The 16,900-nt window shown below is 50.0% G+C and carries 18 protein-coding genes, 1 tRNA gene and 3 pseudogenes; 9 read left to right on the top strand and 13 right to left on the bottom strand.

Annotated features, from left to right (window positions below):
- Nucleotides 1-14: 14 nt before the first annotated feature.
- Both J7I12_RS09625 and J7I12_RS09630 read right to left on the bottom strand, forming a co-directional pair.
- Complete coding sequence (locus tag J7I12_RS09625; RefSeq protein ID WP_374283474.1) at nt 15-614, bottom strand: TetR/AcrR family transcriptional regulator; 600 nt, start codon at nt 612-614, stop codon at nt 15-17.
- A gap of 403 nt (nt 615-1,017) precedes the next feature.
- Nucleotides 1,018-1,254, bottom strand: a pseudogene (locus tag J7I12_RS09630) (integrase core domain-containing protein); the annotation flags it as partial.
- Here J7I12_RS09630 and J7I12_RS09635 point away from each other — a divergent pair.
- Nucleotides 1,217-2,533, top strand: coding sequence for a DUF927 domain-containing protein (locus tag J7I12_RS09635; protein ID WP_498793611.1), 1,317 nt, complete (start codon nt 1,217-1,219; stop codon nt 2,531-2,533). The pseudogene J7I12_RS09630 and the gene J7I12_RS09635 overlap by 38 nt on opposite strands.
- Before the next feature lie 450 nt (nt 2,534-2,983).
- A tRNA-Pro gene (locus J7I12_RS09640) sits at nt 2,984-3,056 on the top strand.
- A gap of 370 nt (nt 3,057-3,426) precedes the next feature.
- Here the strand turns inward: J7I12_RS09640 and J7I12_RS09645 are convergent.
- From J7I12_RS09645 to J7I12_RS09660, 4 genes and pseudogenes are all read right to left on the bottom strand, one after another.
- Complete coding sequence (locus J7I12_RS09645) at nt 3,427-3,780, bottom strand: DUF3024 domain-containing protein (RefSeq protein ID WP_498793612.1); 354 nt, start codon at nt 3,778-3,780, stop codon at nt 3,427-3,429.
- A gap of 10 nt (nt 3,781-3,790) precedes the next feature.
- Nucleotides 3,791-4,282: a restriction endonuclease gene (locus J7I12_RS09650; RefSeq protein WP_498793613.1), complete on the bottom strand. Its 492-nt coding sequence runs from the start codon at nt 4,280-4,282 to the stop codon at nt 3,791-3,793.
- Nucleotides 4,248-4,337: pseudogene (locus J7I12_RS09655) on the bottom strand (transposase); the annotation flags it as partial. The gene J7I12_RS09650 and the pseudogene J7I12_RS09655, both read right to left, overlap by 35 nt.
- A 96-nt stretch (nt 4,338-4,433) precedes the next feature.
- On the bottom strand, nt 4,434-5,624 hold the full coding sequence (locus J7I12_RS09660; RefSeq protein WP_498793615.1) for an IS256 family transposase: 1,191 nt from the start codon (nt 5,622-5,624) through the stop codon (nt 4,434-4,436).
- A gap of 31 nt (nt 5,625-5,655) precedes the next feature.
- Here J7I12_RS09660 and J7I12_RS09665 point away from each other — a divergent pair, with 31 nt between their 5' ends.
- Nucleotides 5,656-5,970 (top strand): hypothetical protein, encoded by a 315-nt coding sequence (locus tag J7I12_RS09665; RefSeq protein ID WP_498793616.1) that lies wholly within the window; start codon nt 5,656-5,658, stop codon nt 5,968-5,970.
- Between the two features lie 66 nt (nt 5,971-6,036).
- Here J7I12_RS09665 and J7I12_RS09670 read toward each other — a convergent pair whose 3' ends face one another.
- The 4 genes from J7I12_RS09670 to J7I12_RS09685 all read right to left on the bottom strand — a co-directional run bounded on the left by J7I12_RS09670 (nt 6,037) and on the right by J7I12_RS09685 (nt 9,802).
- Nucleotides 6,037-6,549, bottom strand: coding sequence for a GGDEF domain-containing protein (locus J7I12_RS09670; RefSeq protein ID WP_498793618.1), 513 nt, complete (start codon nt 6,547-6,549; stop codon nt 6,037-6,039).
- Between the two features lie 41 nt (nt 6,550-6,590).
- On the bottom strand, nt 6,591-7,826 hold the full coding sequence (locus tag J7I12_RS09675; protein WP_096152604.1) for an ISL3 family transposase: 1,236 nt from the start codon (nt 7,824-7,826) through the stop codon (nt 6,591-6,593).
- Entirely contained in the window at nt 7,768-8,904 is a 1,137-nt protein-coding gene (locus J7I12_RS09680; RefSeq protein WP_498793619.1) for a nitrate- and nitrite sensing domain-containing protein, read from the bottom strand. Before J7I12_RS09680 ends, J7I12_RS09675 begins: the two co-directional genes overlap by 59 nt.
- Nucleotides 8,905-9,226: 322 nt before the next feature.
- Nucleotides 9,227-9,802 (bottom strand): GGDEF domain-containing protein, encoded by a 576-nt coding sequence (locus J7I12_RS09685; RefSeq protein ID WP_498793621.1) that lies wholly within the window; start codon nt 9,800-9,802, stop codon nt 9,227-9,229.
- Nucleotides 9,803-9,975: 173 nt separating this feature from the next.
- Here J7I12_RS09685 and J7I12_RS09690 point away from each other — a divergent pair, with 173 nt between their 5' ends.
- Nucleotides 9,976-10,233 (top strand): transposase, encoded by a 258-nt coding sequence (locus J7I12_RS09690; protein ID WP_498793623.1) that lies wholly within the window; start codon nt 9,976-9,978, stop codon nt 10,231-10,233.
- On the opposite strand, the gene J7I12_RS09695 is transcribed toward J7I12_RS09690, so the two are convergent.
- The 3 genes from J7I12_RS09695 to J7I12_RS09705 form a co-directional block, all read right to left on the bottom strand.
- A protein-coding gene (locus J7I12_RS09695; protein ID WP_498793625.1) for an IS5 family transposase occupies nt 10,224-11,067 on the bottom strand; the annotation gives its coding sequence in 2 pieces (ribosomal slippage) (nt 10,224-10,659 and nt 10,658-11,067; 846 coding nt in all). The genes J7I12_RS09690 and J7I12_RS09695 overlap by 10 nt on opposite strands.
- Before the next feature lie 97 nt (nt 11,068-11,164).
- Entirely contained in the window at nt 11,165-12,520 is a 1,356-nt protein-coding gene (locus J7I12_RS09700) for a transposase (RefSeq protein ID WP_225940604.1), read from the bottom strand.
- A gap of 152 nt (nt 12,521-12,672) precedes the next feature.
- Nucleotides 12,673-12,828, bottom strand: coding sequence for a (2Fe-2S)-binding protein (locus J7I12_RS09705; protein ID WP_118230672.1), 156 nt, complete (start codon nt 12,826-12,828; stop codon nt 12,673-12,675).
- Between the two features lie 84 nt (nt 12,829-12,912).
- On the opposite strand from J7I12_RS09705, the gene J7I12_RS09710 reads away from it, so the two are divergent.
- The 5 genes and pseudogenes from J7I12_RS09710 to J7I12_RS09730 form a co-directional block, all read left to right on the top strand.
- Nucleotides 12,913-13,266, top strand: a complete 354-nt coding sequence (locus tag J7I12_RS09710; RefSeq protein WP_498793628.1) for a hypothetical protein — start codon at nt 12,913-12,915, stop codon at nt 13,264-13,266.
- Nucleotides 13,267-13,284: 18 nt separating this feature from the next.
- The gene (locus tag J7I12_RS09715) at nt 13,285-13,569 is read left to right on the top strand and encodes a hypothetical protein (RefSeq protein ID WP_227118716.1); all 285 of its coding nucleotides are present in this window, start codon (nt 13,285-13,287) and stop codon (nt 13,567-13,569) included.
- Between the two features lie 161 nt (nt 13,570-13,730).
- Entirely contained in the window at nt 13,731-14,432 is a 702-nt protein-coding gene (locus J7I12_RS09720; protein WP_192112109.1) for an ERF family protein, read from the top strand.
- A 68-nt stretch (nt 14,433-14,500) separates the two neighbouring features.
- A complete protein-coding gene (locus tag J7I12_RS09725) occupies nt 14,501-15,664 on the top strand; it encodes a hypothetical protein (RefSeq protein WP_303193295.1) in 1,164 nt (387 codons plus the stop codon).
- Between the two features lie 92 nt (nt 15,665-15,756).
- Nucleotides 15,757-16,725 (top strand): annotated as a pseudogene (locus tag J7I12_RS09730) (AAA family ATPase); the annotation flags it as partial.
- Between the last annotated feature and the right edge of the window lie 175 nt (nt 16,726-16,900).

The raw sequence follows: 16,900 nt of genomic DNA on the forward strand, positions 1-16,900 counted from the left end.
TATTCCTTTGCCTGTCAGCATGCCCCGTGCATGCCATGTAGCAAAATTTCCAGAAGCCGACGGCTTTCTGTTGCAAGGTCAAAAGTGCGGCCGCCGAGCGACCACCGCGTGGCAAGACCTGATGCCAAGGTTAAAAGGAGACTGGCTATTTCCTGTGGGGTAAACACGCAAGACAAATCGCGATCTATCTGAGCTTGTCTGGATAGTTCGGCCAATAAATTATTAAAGTCGGAGGCCATCGAGTTAAAAGCCTGACGCAATAAATCATTTTGTGCATGCAACTCGCGTGAGAATATGAGGGAATGCAGCGCTGGTGTATGTTGAACAAACTCTAAATGCGCGCCAATGACTTTTTTTATTTTTTCAAAAGCGCTTACTTCTGTTTTACAGGCTTCTTCCCAACGTTTTTTTGCTTCTGTTATCAGCCACTCAGCCACCGCAAGCCAAAGATCCTGCTTTGTGGAAAAATGACGAAACACACCAGCCTGGGTAATGCCAACACGGTCGGCCACAGCCTGGGTGCTCACACCCCCCGGCCCCAGTTCGGCAACCAATGACAGCGTTGCGGCAACAATTTCGGATTTTCTGGCCGTACTGCTTTTTCTAATGCCCATTGCCCCTCCATTAAGTTGGTAAGTGTTTACTAACTTAATGCCGTAATTCGTGTCAAGGCAGCGAGTTTCACGGCGCGTCAGGAGTTATTCATCGCAGAGCTTTTACGTGCGATTTAGATCTCATTTTTATCATAACTACGTGCAGTGGCTGGTTTTTTATATCATCTTGGAGGCTGGCGACGATGGATATATTTGTAGACTGGGCAAAAAGGAGATGTGGCGGAGGGAGGTCTGGCAACGAAAAGCCGGGATTGCGCCACAATTTGTCGTGCCAACCTCAAGTATTACTGAGTTCCTGGCCACGGCGATGTGCGTTTTGTCCACAGACAGATGCCTCTTAGGATTGAACGTCCCTTTGAATTTGGATATCAGCCCAACATCGTTGCGGGTGGAGTTGCCCCCGCTAAACCGGACACTCCAAGTTTTGCAATGAACGGATAAACTCACGGGGTGAGAGCATCCGCAGGGCCTTATGTGGGGCATTTTCATTATAGTCTTCAAACCAACCGGAAAGCTGCGTCATCACAGTTTCGGCATCCGATCGATCGTTGCAGAAGACGTAATCCCGTTTGAATGTTTTGACGAGAGCTTCAGCCATACCGGTGCTTTGGGGGCTGCGGGAAACCACAGGTACTCTGCACAACATTAGTGGGGATCTACAATTATGGCAGGAGCGCATAGGTAAGCTATGCGCGGGCAATTCTTTGTTAGTGTTAGCAACCAGTTATGCCTTGACGGGACCGCTCCTTCGTCCATGTGACATGGAAGGTGGGGGGCTGCATATCTATGGGGCATCGTCGACCGGTAAAACAACGCTAGCTCTTGTTGCAGGCAGCGTGTGCGGTGGAGGTGGAAATCGTGGGTATTTGCGCCAGTGGCGTAGTACTCACAATGCTCTTGAACACACGGCGGCCATGCATAATGACAACCTGTTGGTTCTTGATGAGGTCGGTCAGGCAACGGCAGAAGTTGTCAGTCAAGTGGCTTATATGCTTCCCAACGGTCAAGGAAGATCTCGTATGCGTGCTGATGCCTCGCTACGTAATGCATTGACCTGGAGATTAAATTTTCTTTCCACGGGTGAGCTTACAATCAATGACAAAATTGAAGAGTCAGGCAAACAGCGCGCCATGGCAGGACAGGCAGTGAGAATTATTGATTTGCCAATCGACGGAGGTACAGGTGAGAACATGTTTGCTAATCTGCATGAGCATGCTGATCCGGCATCATTAAGTGTCGCCCTTGCAGATGTGTGTAGTAATAGTTACGGAACGGCTTTAAGAGCATTTATAGCCAAGTATTGTGAAGGAAGTGAGCAGAACCAAGAGAGCTTGCTTAAAAAAATAGATGAATTCGTTTCGTTAAACGTATCCTCTGATGCTTCTGGGCAAGTTAGGCGGGTCGCCCGTAAGTTTGGACTCATTGCTAGTGCAGGTGAAGCAGCAATTGAGTGGGGCATCCTTCCCTTTAGTAAAGGAGAAGCCTATGCATCCGCCCAGCGATGGTTCAAGATTTGGTTGGAGCAACGTGGTGGTTCTGGCGACTTGGAAATGGCCAAGGTGCTTAAACGCATTCAGGATCATTTTGCTCTCAATCAGTCTCAGTATGTACGATGGGATCGGCATGCAAGTCTCGTGGATAACAATTTAAGTCAACCTAACATGTGGGGCTACCGCATAAAAGATGGTGGGGAAGAGCTGTTTATTATGCTGACTCCTAGAGTTGATGAAATAGCAAGGGGCGTGAACCGCAAATCTCTGTTGGGAATATTAAAAGCTAAAGGCTGGGTAGTTTGTGATGCATCAGGGAAGGTGAGAGAGACGCATAGCATTGGAGGAAAGAATAAGCGTGGAATTGCTTTTATTCCTGCGCGTTGGGATGAGGTGTCAAAAAGTGACAGCTCAAGTCTTAGCTTATAAATTCTGTGCGTCGTGTGCGTCAAAGACTACAGCGGCGTCTCTATAATGCCTGAAAACTCGGCCATAGAGACGCCGCACAGCTCGCACAGCACGCACACCTGTTTTTTTGACTTCGCAAAAAATCATGTTCGATGTAACAAAAAAAATAACTGCGATTGCAAAAACAAAAAAATCACTGTGCGACATGTGCGCCGTGCGACGACACTGAGAGGCCGAGATTCTCGGCCATTCAAACCATACTACTCGCACAGTGCTCGCACAATCCGCACAGCTGTTATGCCACCGGTGTAGCCCATGACTGCCACAATGGGGTAAAAATCTCTTCGGGCACATATGTAACGTCGGTGCACCACAATTGAGCCCGTTTGTCAGCAAACTATCTAGTATGTGGGTGAATTATCAAAGCAGGTCAGACTTAAAAAATAAAAACCGAAATAAATATATCTAGATGGGGCAAGAAAAAAATCTAGCGGCATTCCAGCTTTGGGAGCAGGAAGTCGAAGGTTCGAATCCTTTCGCTCCGACCATATATCAAAGAAAAAGGGATAGTTAGGTGAAAACCCGACTATCCCTTTCTTGCGTTGAATGGGATCGCCAAAAGTGGCGTGTGGTAGAATTTCTGGAAAAATCCACGTAACTATCCGATATATATTAAAATTTATCGAGCCACATAGCCACAAGTTAAAAAGTTGCATCAACGATACAAACGCTTGCGGACATGGGGGCGATTGGTGCGTGATTGGCGTGTTGTGAATGTCAGAATTCCTATCAAGTGTGTCAGTAGGGAGGTGCTTGTCTAACAGAATCGACTGTCAGATCAACTCATAACTAGTACAATTGAATACATTCATCACCTTTCGCAGTCTAGATCAAAAGTAACTATCTAGTTCAGACTACCCAAAGAAGCAGCCATATGCATTCTCGTGAACCAGTTTCAGAAATTCTTCAAGAGACCGAAGAGAAGGGCATGGTTCATAGAGAGTCCATTTTCCATTACCCCTCATCCAGTAGACCTTCCAATTCTTCTGAGCGTTGACATAGCTTGCTTTGGCAATAGGACTTTGGACCTTTTTTGATGGTTCCATGAAGTGAGGACGAATCTCGAATAGCTCTACTGTCTGCTTCTTGGGATCAACCTCATATCCCCATTTCAGCTTGTCATGGAGATGCGGTGGCGGTCCCTGTTCTTGGCAGAAGTCCTGGAGAAGCTTCTCGTATCGGTGTTGTTCGAATTTACTGATTGCCATTGCTTGTTTCCTATGCCTGATCCAGCAGTTCCCTGACTTTGGTGGCTTGGATGAATTTTGCTGGATTGTCCTGGCTATTGGCAAGAACGGCGAAGTGCTCTTTACCGCACTTGATCTTTGCACCTTCCTTGTGGCGTAGGTCGTCCCACCAGTGGCTCCCCTTGGTTTCAACGACGAAGTAGAGCTTTTCCTTACCTTCGTCCTCGACAAGAACAGCCCAGTCTGGATTGTAGGTTCCAAGCGGTGTTGGAACCTTAAACCAGCCGGAAAGCTTGGCATAGACCTTTACTGCTTCATTCTTTTCCAAGCCTTGAGCGAATCCCTTTTCCACGCCAGCTGAATCGTACGCAATTCTGTCGTAGACAGACTTTTCAGATTCCATGGTGTTCTTGAGATGCCCGGTAAACTCTTCCTTCTCGAAAAGCTCCTGTGTGTAGAAACACTCGTCACCGACGCGGCGACTTGATGCGACGGCACAGATCGACGACGCGAACTCCTGCATCGGCTTGCCGCAAAATCCCAATAATCTGTTCTTCGGTGAATCTGCTACGTTTCATTCTTGTGCTCCTATGGGTAGTGTCCAGAATTTTTCGCACATTTTGTAGCAGCTAGCCGGTGAAGCATGGTTTCGTACGTGCCGCAAAATCTCTGATTTAAACCGATATCTCTTGATTCATGTTCATATACCGTTGCGTACCCCACTTTTGGCCTGCCATATAGCGCAGGCGGGCAGCCACCAACATCAGGGCAGCATGACCATCCGGAAAACTGCCCACTACTCTGGTTCGACGGCGAATTTCACGGTTCAAACGCTCAAGCGGATTGTTTGTCCTGATGTGCCGCCAGTGGGCCACGGGAAAATCATAATACGAAAGCGTTTCGTCACAGCCGGATTCCACTATTCTGGCTGCCTTCTCAAGACGTTGCGCTCGTAACTTGCTTATCACTTCCACCGATTTCCGGCGTGCGGCCTCTTTGTCCTCTTGGGCATGAACAGCTTTGAGCATCAAAGCAACTTCTTTGGCTTTACCGCGAGGAACCGCATGCAGTACGTTGCGATAAAAATGCACCACGCAGCGCTGCCATTTGGCATCTGGGTAAAATTCTCCAAGCGCCTCCAGTAAGCCAAGGCTTTTATCAGATACAACAAGGTCTATCTGTTCGAGGCCACGCTCTCGGAGATATCGAAGAAATTGCCGCCAGCTTTCTGCATCCTCACGTGATCCTTCTGCCACTCCGAGAATTTCACGGAAGCCGCCGGTACTCACGCCAATGGCTACTAGCACAGATACGTTTTGAACTTCACCGCCCCAAGAGCGTTTCAGCCATATTCCATCCACAAAAATGTACGGGGATTTCGGTTCAAGTGGTCGATTGCGCCATTCCTCAACCCGCTCAAAAATCTTTTGATTCAAGTCGCTTATTGTGCTTGGACTGACTCGACTGCCCCAAAGAGCCTCGGTAATATCCTCGACCCGACGTACCGACACGCCTGCCAGGTACATCTCTACCAAGGCTTCTTCCACTGAACTTTCCCGGCGACGGTATCGTTCGATGATCGCGGTTTCAAACGGCATGTGCCGCAGCTTGGGAACCTTGAGCTGAACCGTGCCGGCCTTGGTCTGCAAATTCCGCTCGTAATGTCCAGCGCGGGTACTGGCGCGCTCCGCGTTGCGTTCATAGCGTCGGGCCTGACAAAGGGTATCAGCTTCCGCATCTAGCAGGCCGTTCAAGGTCTCCTCGACACTTTGGCGCACAACCTCGGAAACGTGTGTGCGCAATTCTTCTTCATCGACAGCAATCACCGGAACTTTCTTTTTACTGTGCGTCCTGATAGCTTCCATCTGTAGCTCTCCACGTTGGTTTGGTGGTTGTTTGGCGATAACCAAACTTAACCGACTTGGCGGGCTACTTCCATTTTTTCAATGTGCGAAAAATACCGTACGTTATCTGATGATCAATCCTTCCGCAAAGCCTCCCCCTGAAAAGCCTTGGGCCATCCTCGGCATCAGCCGTCGTCAGTACGACACCGTTAAGCCCTGGAAACGAGCCAAGATGAGTAAGGACGAATTCGCTAAGCTTATCTGCTCGGTTCCCCCTGAGGCCATTAAGCACCTGAAAGACCTTGCTGACGCGGAGAACCTCCTCGAAGCTGCCTTTGGCAAAGGCTTTGGTGACGAACAATCGTAGTTTACTTCCCGCCTGCAAAAATGATGAGCCAGATAATTTACCTCGATATGTTTAAGGCAAACCAATTCATTTTATCGCGCTAAACGTGCAAACCTTATTTCTACCAGTGCGCTTCGATTCATAAAGAGCTGCATCAGCCCGAGCCATAATTGTTTTGAGAGAATCACTCTCGTCAATTTCTGCAACGCCAAAGCTCATGGTTACTTTCAAACCGGACGGGAAAGAATGCTCAGCTATAACTGACCGAAGTTTCTCAGCGAGTGCTACGGCAGAATGTAACTCGCTTGACGGGGCCAGAACCACAAACTCTTCCCCCCCCCATCTCACCAATATGTCTGTCGCCCTGATTATTTTAGATGCCATGGACGTGACTTCAACTAGAACATCATCTCCGACATTGTGACCGTATGTATCATTGACAATTTTGAAGTGATCAATATCCATCATTATCACACTAAAAGGCGTTTTGTAACGGGAAAACCGTTGAAACTCTGAATTAAAAATATCTACAAACTTGGTTCGGTTATGAACCCCAGTGAGCCTATCCGTTGAAGCCATCTTTTCTTTTTCTTCAAGCAATTGATTAGTGGTTCTTCCGGGTTTTCCGTGGGTAACCCCTGTCAGGAACTGGCCGGGTAGAGGTTTAGACCGCCACAGAAGAAGTAGATGGCTGTCTTGAAATGCTCCCGGTTCCTATAACCGCAAGCCTTCCTCTTGATGGCCATGATCTTGCTGTTGAGGCCCTCGGCCACGCCGTTGGTGATCCTGTGGCGGCAGAAGGTCAGGATGTTCTCAAGATGTCTCTGAATCAGTCCGCCCACTTTGCGCATTGGGGCAAGATCTGACCTGTTCACCCAGACCAGCCATCGCTTCACAAAACGTCTGGCCCATCCCGTGCTCAGGTACTTCCAGACGTCGTTCAGGCTTTCCTTCATGGCCCAGGCCTTGGCCACCTTGAGGTTCGCTGTCTTCAAGGCCTCCAGGGCTGGCCGGTGTTTGTCCGGCAGATTCTCCTCCCGGTATAGCCAGAGGAATTTCGTGCCCTTGAGTCGATGGTCATCCTGACTTGTGAGTTCGCGGTGCTCTTGCTTGCGTACCCGGTCCACAGCCTCGCCTACGTGTTTCATGACGTGGAACCGATCGTGAACGATTTTCCCCGCCGCGTCCGGCACATGTTTGAGCGTAGCTTTAAAATAGGGCTCCCACATGTCCATGGCCACGGCCTTGATCCGCTCCAACTGCGCCTTGGTGAACTGAAGGTAGTACCCCTCAAGGCTTTCGGCCTTACGCTCGTCGGCCACATACTCCACCGTGCTGCCGATCAGATCACAAACCACGGTCACATAGTCGTGCCCCTTGCGGAATGCCTTCTCGTCAACGCCAAGATACCGCGAGGGATTCGATTGCTTGCGCTCCCGGCCCCGGCGCACCGCCCTTTCCATGACACCCCATGCTTCGTCCCAGGTGATGCGCAGGATGCGCCGCGCTCCTGTTACGGTGGCGCACTCGGTCAGCACGTCGATGATCAATCGCTCCATCAATATGGTGAAACGTGCCTTGGACTCGGCCCAAGGCACGTTGACCTGAAGGACGCCATGCTCGGGGCAGTCCACTCGGGGAATCCGAGCATGCAGGAACGTCTTGAACTGGCACGTGTCCAGATGGCGCCAGACACGAGGCTCGGCATGGTCGCGGCAAGCCAGCTCTCGACCACAAGTAGGGCAAAACCAGCGAACACCAGGACCATGCTCCACGCGGATGTCTACCCGACCTTCCGCCGTGTCCAGTTCAACAGCCTCAACAAACCAGGGCTCGGTCAGCCCGAGAATCCGAAAATATAGGTCCGTATCCTTCATTGGTGCCCTCCGGGAAGGACATTAGCAGATCAGCTACCCACGGAAAACCCGGAAGAGCCTGATTAGTAAACTTCAGCAGAGAATTCAGAGAATTCGAAATACCTGAAATCTCATCATGACTTTGGTCGGTAATTTCGATTTTATAATCGTGGGTTCTCAAAATAAACCGCATTTTATCATCAATGTTTTCGAGCCTCGCCGAAAATGACTTAATAAACCGCCCAACGAAAAGCCCCGAAACGAGAAGGACGAGGGCTGTAACGCATAATATCAATAATCCAGTTAATTGAGCTTTTCTTTTTTCGTATTTCAAATACTGATCATACGTGTCTACAAGTGTACCTTCGACCGAATAGTACACATCCATTGCCCCCGTAGACATTCCGAACCAACTATCGTAATCAAACTCTTGCTGTCTACCGTCTAAATACAAAGAAATTGCAGCTTCCGTTTTTTTGACTTTCTCGTCATCTGCGACAATGCCGACATAACCTGGATATTTTCCTTTAAGGCTTTTCAAAAACTCTTCCTTCGATATCTTGTAAAATCCAAACTTTTCTTTTACATAAAATTGACTCTCCCCATCTAAAAAATTATTCATCGCCGACATAGAAATTCGGGCCCGAATTTTCCCAAGGTGTTCCCTTGCCATCAACAAATTCATTAACGACAAAAACAAATAATCATGTTGAATATGCTCGTAAGATTTATCCGAACTGTAAGTTGCAATAATTTCGTATATTATGTCAGAGTACTCTAGAAAACAATCTTCTAGAGAAATCGCATTAGAATCACTTAAGCCGCGAAGCATGATCTGCCTTCCTGAGATTTCTCGGGACAATGAAGTATTCGACAACTTAAGAATGGCAGCGTTAGTTTCAGCACGCCATAATTGGAGTTCATTAATATTGCTCGGCGTAGGGCGAAAGAGACTTTTTACAGTGAGCCCGCGCTCTTTTTGTAGCATGTGAATAGCTTTAGTCGACAGCCTGAAAGCATTGTACTCTTCAAGCAGTGTTTGTCTTTCTGAATATTTGCCCCAACTAAAACTAGCTACAGCCACTGCAACAGCAGCCATAAACAACGCCATGCATATATAAAGAAAATAAAACTTTGCTCGCACAGTAGTAAGCACTTGCACACCTCTAGCGGCAGAATACCCTGCGCAAATCTGCACAAGGAGATTTATCACCAAACACAACTAGCAAAAACGAGACAAGCACAAACGGCTTGTGAGTATTTTTCACAATATTTGCGAACTACAAACAACAACCTTGTTTTTACCAGTCATTTTTGCAACAAGCAATGCATCATCACATCGCTTCAACAGTCTTTCAGCATCTTCATCTACAGCCAACGATGCTACTCCACTACTGATGCTGAAAGAAATACTTTTATTCTCATACAAACTCGGCCAAACTCACTGTACTCCGAACCCTCTCTGCAAATTTTTCTGCACCAATCAAATCAGTTTCGGGCAACAATACTGCAAATTCTTCACCACCAACCCTGCCTAGCGTATCAGTCTGCCGTAAATTTTCTCGTACGATTGTGCAAAAGTGCTTGAGAATTTCATCGCCAACAATATGCCCATGAACATCATTAACTATTTTAAAGTTGTCCAAAGCAATCATTACCAGAGACAGGCTTGTAGAATATCTTTTAGATCGGACCACTTCTGACGTCATCACCGATGAAAAATGCCTCCTATTAAAGACACCAGTCAGAAAGTCATGCGACGAGCTATACACCAATTCCTCTTCAAGTTTTTTACGCAAAGATATGTCAATTATTGTTGACAGGATTGCATCCTCATTATTGTAAACAATTCGCTTTGACGACACCATACCCCAAAAACGAACACCGAGACTGTCTATGAATTCAATTTCATATTCTTTCAAAAACCCTGCGGAAGTTACTAAGCTTAAAAAATGCTTTCGTCTGCCCGGATCAACATAAAAATCCGTTGTATTCACGAATTCAGGCGTTTCTCCTTTTGTCCTTAACAGTTTCTGTGCATGCTCGTTCATATAAAATATTTTTAGGGAGCTAGATATTCCTGATGTTGCTTGTAAAAAGCCACAAGAAGTGGGTTCGAAAAACTGGACCGTGAGCTAAGGTGGACGTAAGAAGTCAAAGGAGGCTTTTTATGTCCAAATCGAGAAGGAAGTTCACCGCCGAATTCAAGACCCGCGTTGCCCTTGATGCCCTGTCTGGGGAGCAAAGCTTGTCCGAGCTTGCCAGCAAGCATGGCGTGCATCCAAATCAGATTTCTCAGTGGAAACAGCAGGCCAAGGAGCAGATTGCAGCTGGCTTTGCGGGCAAGTCCCAGAAGGCTCAGCAGAATGATGAAGCCCGTATCAAGGAGCTTCATGCCAAGATTGGCCAACTTAGAACTTATCCATAAATAATTTTTCTATCAGCCTTCCGGAAAGCGATGAAGGCAGCAGCTAGATGCGTGAGAGCCAGGTGAGTTGAGTCGAGCTTTTCGTAGCGGATTACCAGCTTGCGAAAGCGGTTGAACCAAGAGTGGCAAGCCTCAACAACCCACCGCCGAGCCACAAAAAGAGGATTCACAATTTTTTCACGTCGCTCTTCACCGCGTGGGCGAACATGCGGCGTATATCCCGCCGCGACCATTGCCACCTGTGGTGTTTCTCCGGCATAACCAGCATCGGCGCACAGATTCTCGGTTTGGCCCTCCATGATTGCCCTCACCACCTTGTTGGCCAAAACGCTCCCCAACTGGCTAACATCATGCCGGTTGGCTCCGGTCACGACGACCGACAACGGGACGCCACGCCCGTCCACAAGAATATGGCGCTTTGTTCCTTTTTTTTCCTCGATCCGTGGGGTTGGGCCCGGAACTCTCTTTGGCCAGCGGTGCCTTGTTCATGCTGCCATCTATAGATTGCCATTCCCAAGCTATCCCTTCTAAATCGTCATATTCGGACAAACCACGCTTCCAAAGCTCCAAGAAAAAGCCTTCTTGCTCCCATTCTCTGAAATATCGATGAATTGCACTCGGACTCCCAATAACATCTTTGGGCAATGCTTTCCACTGAATCCCAGTTCGCAGCACATAAACAATCGCGGAAAAGACGTTGTGTGCCTCAAGGGGCTTTCTTCCTCCGCCAACCTTGCGTCGATACTGCTTTTCTTTATCTCTCCTGGGCGTCGGTATCAGTGGCTCTACTATTTCCCAGAGGGCATTCGACACTTCCCATGATTTCACGCTCATGTGCTTGTCTCCATTGGAGAAAAGCATGCCAGAAGGACAGCGTTTCTTCAAGATTATTTATGGATAAGCTCTTAACAGCCCGTTGATTTATTCATGATTAACACCGCTCTACGGTAATCTGCGCTCCGACGAATTCTTCGCCGGTCTCGCTCCTCATCTCGACAAAAATCATCGAAACGACCATCCATCCCCAAGCAAAAACAAAAATTTGCGCTGAATTGAGGTAAAAATACCCCTTCGGGGTCCCGAAACCTATCAACTGGCGCATCAGCAGGCCGAGATTGAACCCGGCCACGCACAGGAGATATCGTTTGTGGACGTTTTCCTGCCCTCGAAGGTGCGTTCGTCGCATGCCTCCACGATCGAGCACATGCTGAAAACTTCGCTCGACCAATTCCGTTCGTCGTTTTGCCAACTCGCGCCCTTTGGCTGACTTCAGCCGGGCGCGGTTATTGTAAACGGCCCGCCGTGCCTCATGGTCACCTTTCCAGTTGAACAACCCGTTCGCCTTCGGCTCGGCGATCCTCGTCTTCCAAACTCCGCTATCCAGTTCTTTCACTACTTCCCGAGAATGGTAGCCTTTGTCCGCAATGACCTCCGTCGGAGCCGTGCTTATCGGCGTACAACCGATGTCGGAAAGATTCTTCCTGGCGGATTCGAGCGTCTTGCCGATCGTCGTCGTGTCCCCCTGGTCGGCCTTGTGGATATCGGCGGAGACAATCGCTCCGGTGTCCAGGTCCACGGCGTGTTCGGGCTTGTAGGCGAGGTGGGTGCGGCCATCCTTCATCTTGGTAATCCGCGCGTCCTCGTCGCTCTCCGACTTCCAGTCCTTGTTCGAAAGCTTTTTGCCCTTGCGCTTGCGATCCATGCGGGCCAACTCTTCACGGGTCGGCGTCTTGATCCCGCTGTCCTTGGCGATGCGCTCAAGCATCTGCTGGTACGTTTCTCCTGTATCCCGGCGCACGATCGAACGCATGGCCGCGTTGGCTTCCATGGTCGAAGCATCGATACCAAGGCGCTCCCCAACTACCAGGCCGGACTTGGTCAACGCCTGCAACACCCAGCCGAATACTTCCTGATGGACTTCCAGGGGCAACCGTTGGCGGATTCTGCTCAGGCTGGAGTGGTCCGGAACCCTCTGGGTCAGGGAGAGTCGTAGGAACTTTCGCAGCGACAAGGAGTCGGAACACCGCCACTCAAGCCCGCGCTCGCTCTCGATACCTTCAAAATAGCCAACCAAGTGCATCCTGAAATATCGACCTGGAGGAATGGATTTCCTGCCGGGACCAGACGCATAATACGGCTCACAGAGCTTCTCGACAAAACGGTCAAAGCCGCCCTTGATCAAGACCGACTGCAAGCGGTCATAAAAAACGTGTCCAGGTGAGCGCGGTAAATCCGCACACATGACAAACACCTGACTCTGGTCATCACTCTGGTTGCCAAGTCCCATAACAGCTCCTTGTTCATGGCAACCTTCTATATTTTTGAGATTTTTTCAATATATAAATAGTTTCGTATATAAAAAAATCATTTGTTAAAATTTTGTAAAATGCTTGTCTTGTTTAAAATTTGGTCCGCCAACTGACGAACGTCTGAAAGACATCAGCGACCTTTCGGATTCTTTTCAGCACACTGGCACCCACCAGCCTTTTTTTCGTTCATGATACGTTCAAAAATTGTAGATTTTCCGTTTTGAATAACATCCTGCTCAATATCTTCGGATGTATAGCCAAAACAATAGCATACGAGTTCTGACATAATCAAACTCCTTAAAGAAATTTTCCGATGAATGCATGATTTTCTCTGAATTGATTACGGCCAGGATGACGGCGATGTCAATTTTTGGCTCTGACGTCGGAAGGAATTTTTCAACATGCTGTTAGCCGTTATGCGCAATATATCATCCGATCTTTTGTCGCCTGGGGAGCCCTGAAGGATTCCGAGGCCAAGGGCTGCTATGAGAAAGCCGCTCCTGTGAGCATTGCCGAGCCAAGCCTGGCCATCCTGATGTTCGAGTCAGCACTCCTGGCCACCCCGGAGGCCAAGGGCGCATTAGGGCTGCTCCTGAACAACCCGACATTCTTCCCATTCCAGCTCCCCGTGTTGACAGGAGATTTTGTTTCACAACGCAGCGACCGGATCGACGTGGTTCGCTACGGACTGGACGATGAGCTGTTGAAATTGAAGGACAACTAAATCAGGGATGGGACGTGAATGCTTTGGACTTCGGAACACACTAAATGGCTGGTCGACACCGGCGAACGACTGAAGACCGCCGACGGCAAGGATGTCGAGGTCTGGGAGTTCCGTCATGAGAACGACGTAGCAGTGCTTTCGGCCGGGGCGAAACACTTCCGGAATCATTACTGCCTGGATGCTGAAATCGATTTTCTGCGGGGCAAGCAAGCGCGTAAAGACTATCTTAATACACTTAAATTCCCTTGCTGTTCTGACCCTCCCCCCGAAAAGTATGCCATTGAAAAATTTAGTGTGGCATAGGAGCATAAGGATGGAATATGGGACAATGTTATTCGTCAAATCTTAAGAATATATTACTCTTACAAGAACGCCAGAGTAATGCTTCAAATCACCCTAATAGCCCTGTCCAGCACTAAGCTGGGCGGGGCTTTGTCATTTTGCTATCCAAGGAGAATTTTCATATGAACCAATACCAATCAGAAAGCATCACCGACTTGGCCAAGGCCTTGCTCAACGTCCAGCGCACCGTGCAACCTATGGCCAAGGATGCTGAAAATCCTTTTACCAAAAGCTGGTACGCCAGCCTCAAAAGCGTCATGGACGCCTGTCGCGATGCGCTTATCGAAAACGGCATCTGGCTGTGCCAGTACCCTGTGCCTGCGGAGCAGCCCAACTCTCTCGGCCTGGTCACCAAGCTCACCCATGCGGAGTCCGGGCAGTGGCAAAGCTCTCTGGCCGTGGTTCCTTTGCCCAAGGCCGACCCGCAGGGCATGGGATCGGCAATTACTTATGCTCGCCGCTACGCGTTAACCGCCATGTTGGGCATGGTAACCGAAGATGACGATGGCGAAGGGGCTAAAAATGGCAAAAAATCGCCTACCCGACCCAAATTGCCCGTAATCGCCCCTGGATCGCAAAAAACGCGGCAACGCGAGCCTTCCATCAAAAACAACCTTTCAAGCCCCTCAAATCGCCCGTCATCCAGCCTTGAAAGCCTTCCACCACTTGAAGGCGTCACCTACCAGCAAGTTACAGCTCAGGACGGACGCCCTTGCATCATTGCCACCGGCAATACACAAGCCAAAAAGGAATTACTTACCGGCTCGGGCTTCCTCTGGAGCCCGCAGAGAAAATTGTGGTGGAAATATGTTGATGCTGCATAGAAAAAATCAAAACACCGAGTGAAAGGGCTGCCTGATGGCGGCCTTTTCACGTTTATGGAGGCTAAACCATGGAACAGATGGACCGCACGGAAGGATTGAGGGCGTTAATCAGGCAAGGTCTGCAGGCCGTTGCCCACAACGACACACTTGCCCACCTAGGCGACCGCTCCTGCTATGTGGGAATGAGCGATATCGGCCAGCACTGGGAATGCCCACGGTCTGCATTGGCCAGAAAGGTGCTCCCCACCACAAACAGCCTGGAGCGCCTGCTTACGCTGCAGAGAGGGCACTGGTTTGAATCTGGGGTTGGGCAGGCACTGGCATCGTTGGGCTTGCATGTTTTGCCCCAGCTTGAGATTAACTGGCAGCATCAGGGCGTGCCCATCAAAGCCCATCTTGATTTTGTGCTGGTCTGGGGCGCGCCCGTCAAAGCCATACGAATTTTGGAAGTAAAAAGCACCGACAAGCTTCCCGGCACCCCGCACGATTCCCATTTGCTGCAACTGCACGGACAGATCGGCCTGCTAACAAAGGCATGGAGCAAGCCCGTTTTCAGCCTTCGTGCTGAGGACGGTACGCTTCTGCATGACAAAATGACATTCCCTCAGCTTTGCCGTGCCCAACTTGGCCTTCAGCTGCCCGCAACGGCTGCCGAGGCAAGCATGGAGGCATGGTTGCTCTGTCTTTCCATGAAGGACGTGACCACCTTTGGTCCCTACACTTTCAATCAGGCCATGCTGGATACGGCCCTTGATCATGCGGTCCAACTCTGGGGCGACCTCACGGCCCACCGTGCCGGGAATTTGTCCCTTTCACAGGTAACCTGCGCCCAAGGTTTTTACCCAATCTGTTCCTACTGCGAATACAATGGCGACTGCCCCAAGTTCCCACAGGGCGTGCATATGCCGCAATGGGAACCGGCACTTGAAAAGCTGGCGGCCCTCAAGGAGCAGCGCACCGCTTTAGATAGCGAAATCAAAGAGATGGAAACTGTGCTCAAACTTGTTCACCGCCAGGCTGGCACACGGGATTGGGTAGACACGGGAAACTACCGATTCCGCATGTCTGTGACAGCAGGTCGAACCACGTTGGACAAGGATGCTCTGCGGGAGGAGTTGACCGAGATTTTTCATGCGGAGCATTTGGGAGACATCGACGTAAACGCCTTGCTGGCCCGCTGTGAGCGTACGGGCTCACCTTTCGAAAAATTGAGCATTTCGCCCATAAACTGAAAAATAGGGCGCTCATGACCATCCCCCTCACTTTTATCACGTTCACTACAACCGCCCTGCCCTGGGGCATTTTTCGTTTTAAGGAGCTAGGTATGAATACTATCGACGACCTTAGTAACCTGCAGCCCACCGATCTTGATGCAGGTCAGGTGTTCAGTGGCAAGCCCTCTGGCACCATGGTCAGGGGCTACGCAGTTCCTTCGGCCTACACCCCGTCCATTGACCACGACTATCTTTTCCATGAGTCCAGCCGTGACGTTGTGGTCTGGTTTCTCAACCCACAGGAACCGCTGTACGTCTTCGGCCCCACAGGCTGCGGTAAAACGACATGCATCAAGCAGCTGGCAGCCAGGCTTAACTATCCTGTCTTTGAGGTTACCGGGCACGGGCGGCTGGAATTTGCCGACCTGGTTGGTCATCTGACGGTCAAAAATGGCAGCATGACCTTCGAGTACGGCCCGCTTGCGCTTGCCATGCGTTACGGGGCACTTCTGCTGCTGAATGAGATCGACCTGACATCCCCTGAAATTGCAGCAGGCCTGAACAGCGTGCTTGACGGCTCCCCCCTGTGCCTGGCGGAAAACGGCGGCGAACTGATTGTGCCACACCCCATGTTCCGTCTGGTTGCCACGGCCAATACCAATGGCGGTGGCGACGACACTGGCCTCTACCAGGGCACCCAGCGGCAGAACCTTGCATGGCTGGACCGCTTCACCATCTGCGAAGTGGGCTATCCCTCTGCCGATGTGGAAAAAAGCCTGCTTGCCCGGCGCTTCCCATCGCTGCCTGAATCGTTGTGTGCCACCATGGTGGACTACGCCAATGAGGTTCGCAAGCTGTTCATGGGAGAAGCTTCCACCAGCAATCTGACCAACGCCATCGAAGTTACACTCTCCACGCGCAGTTTGCTGCGCTGGGGTGATCTGACCGTTCGCTTTCAGCCTCTGGCTCATCAAGGCGTACAGCCCGTCACCTATGCCCTCGACCGGGCGCTGGGATTCCGAGCCAGCCGTGAAACCCGCGCTATGTTGCACGAGCTGGCCCAACGTATGTTCCCTCAACAGGTGGAAGCTGAGTCCCCCCAAACGGTAACGGCAGAAATTGAAATCCTGCAAGGCGAGCAAGCCCTACGCTTCATGCGTGGCCATCTGCACCACACACCGACAGTGACCAAGCCCCTCGTTCATCTTCAGGTAATCTACAATCTTTCCGGCAAAAAGCAGGACGGCAAGTTCT

The sequence above is a fragment of the Desulfovibrio diazotrophicus genome (assembly GCF_902498985.2).
Taxonomy (GTDB): domain Bacteria; phylum Desulfobacterota; class Desulfovibrionia; order Desulfovibrionales; family Desulfovibrionaceae; genus Desulfovibrio; species Desulfovibrio legallii.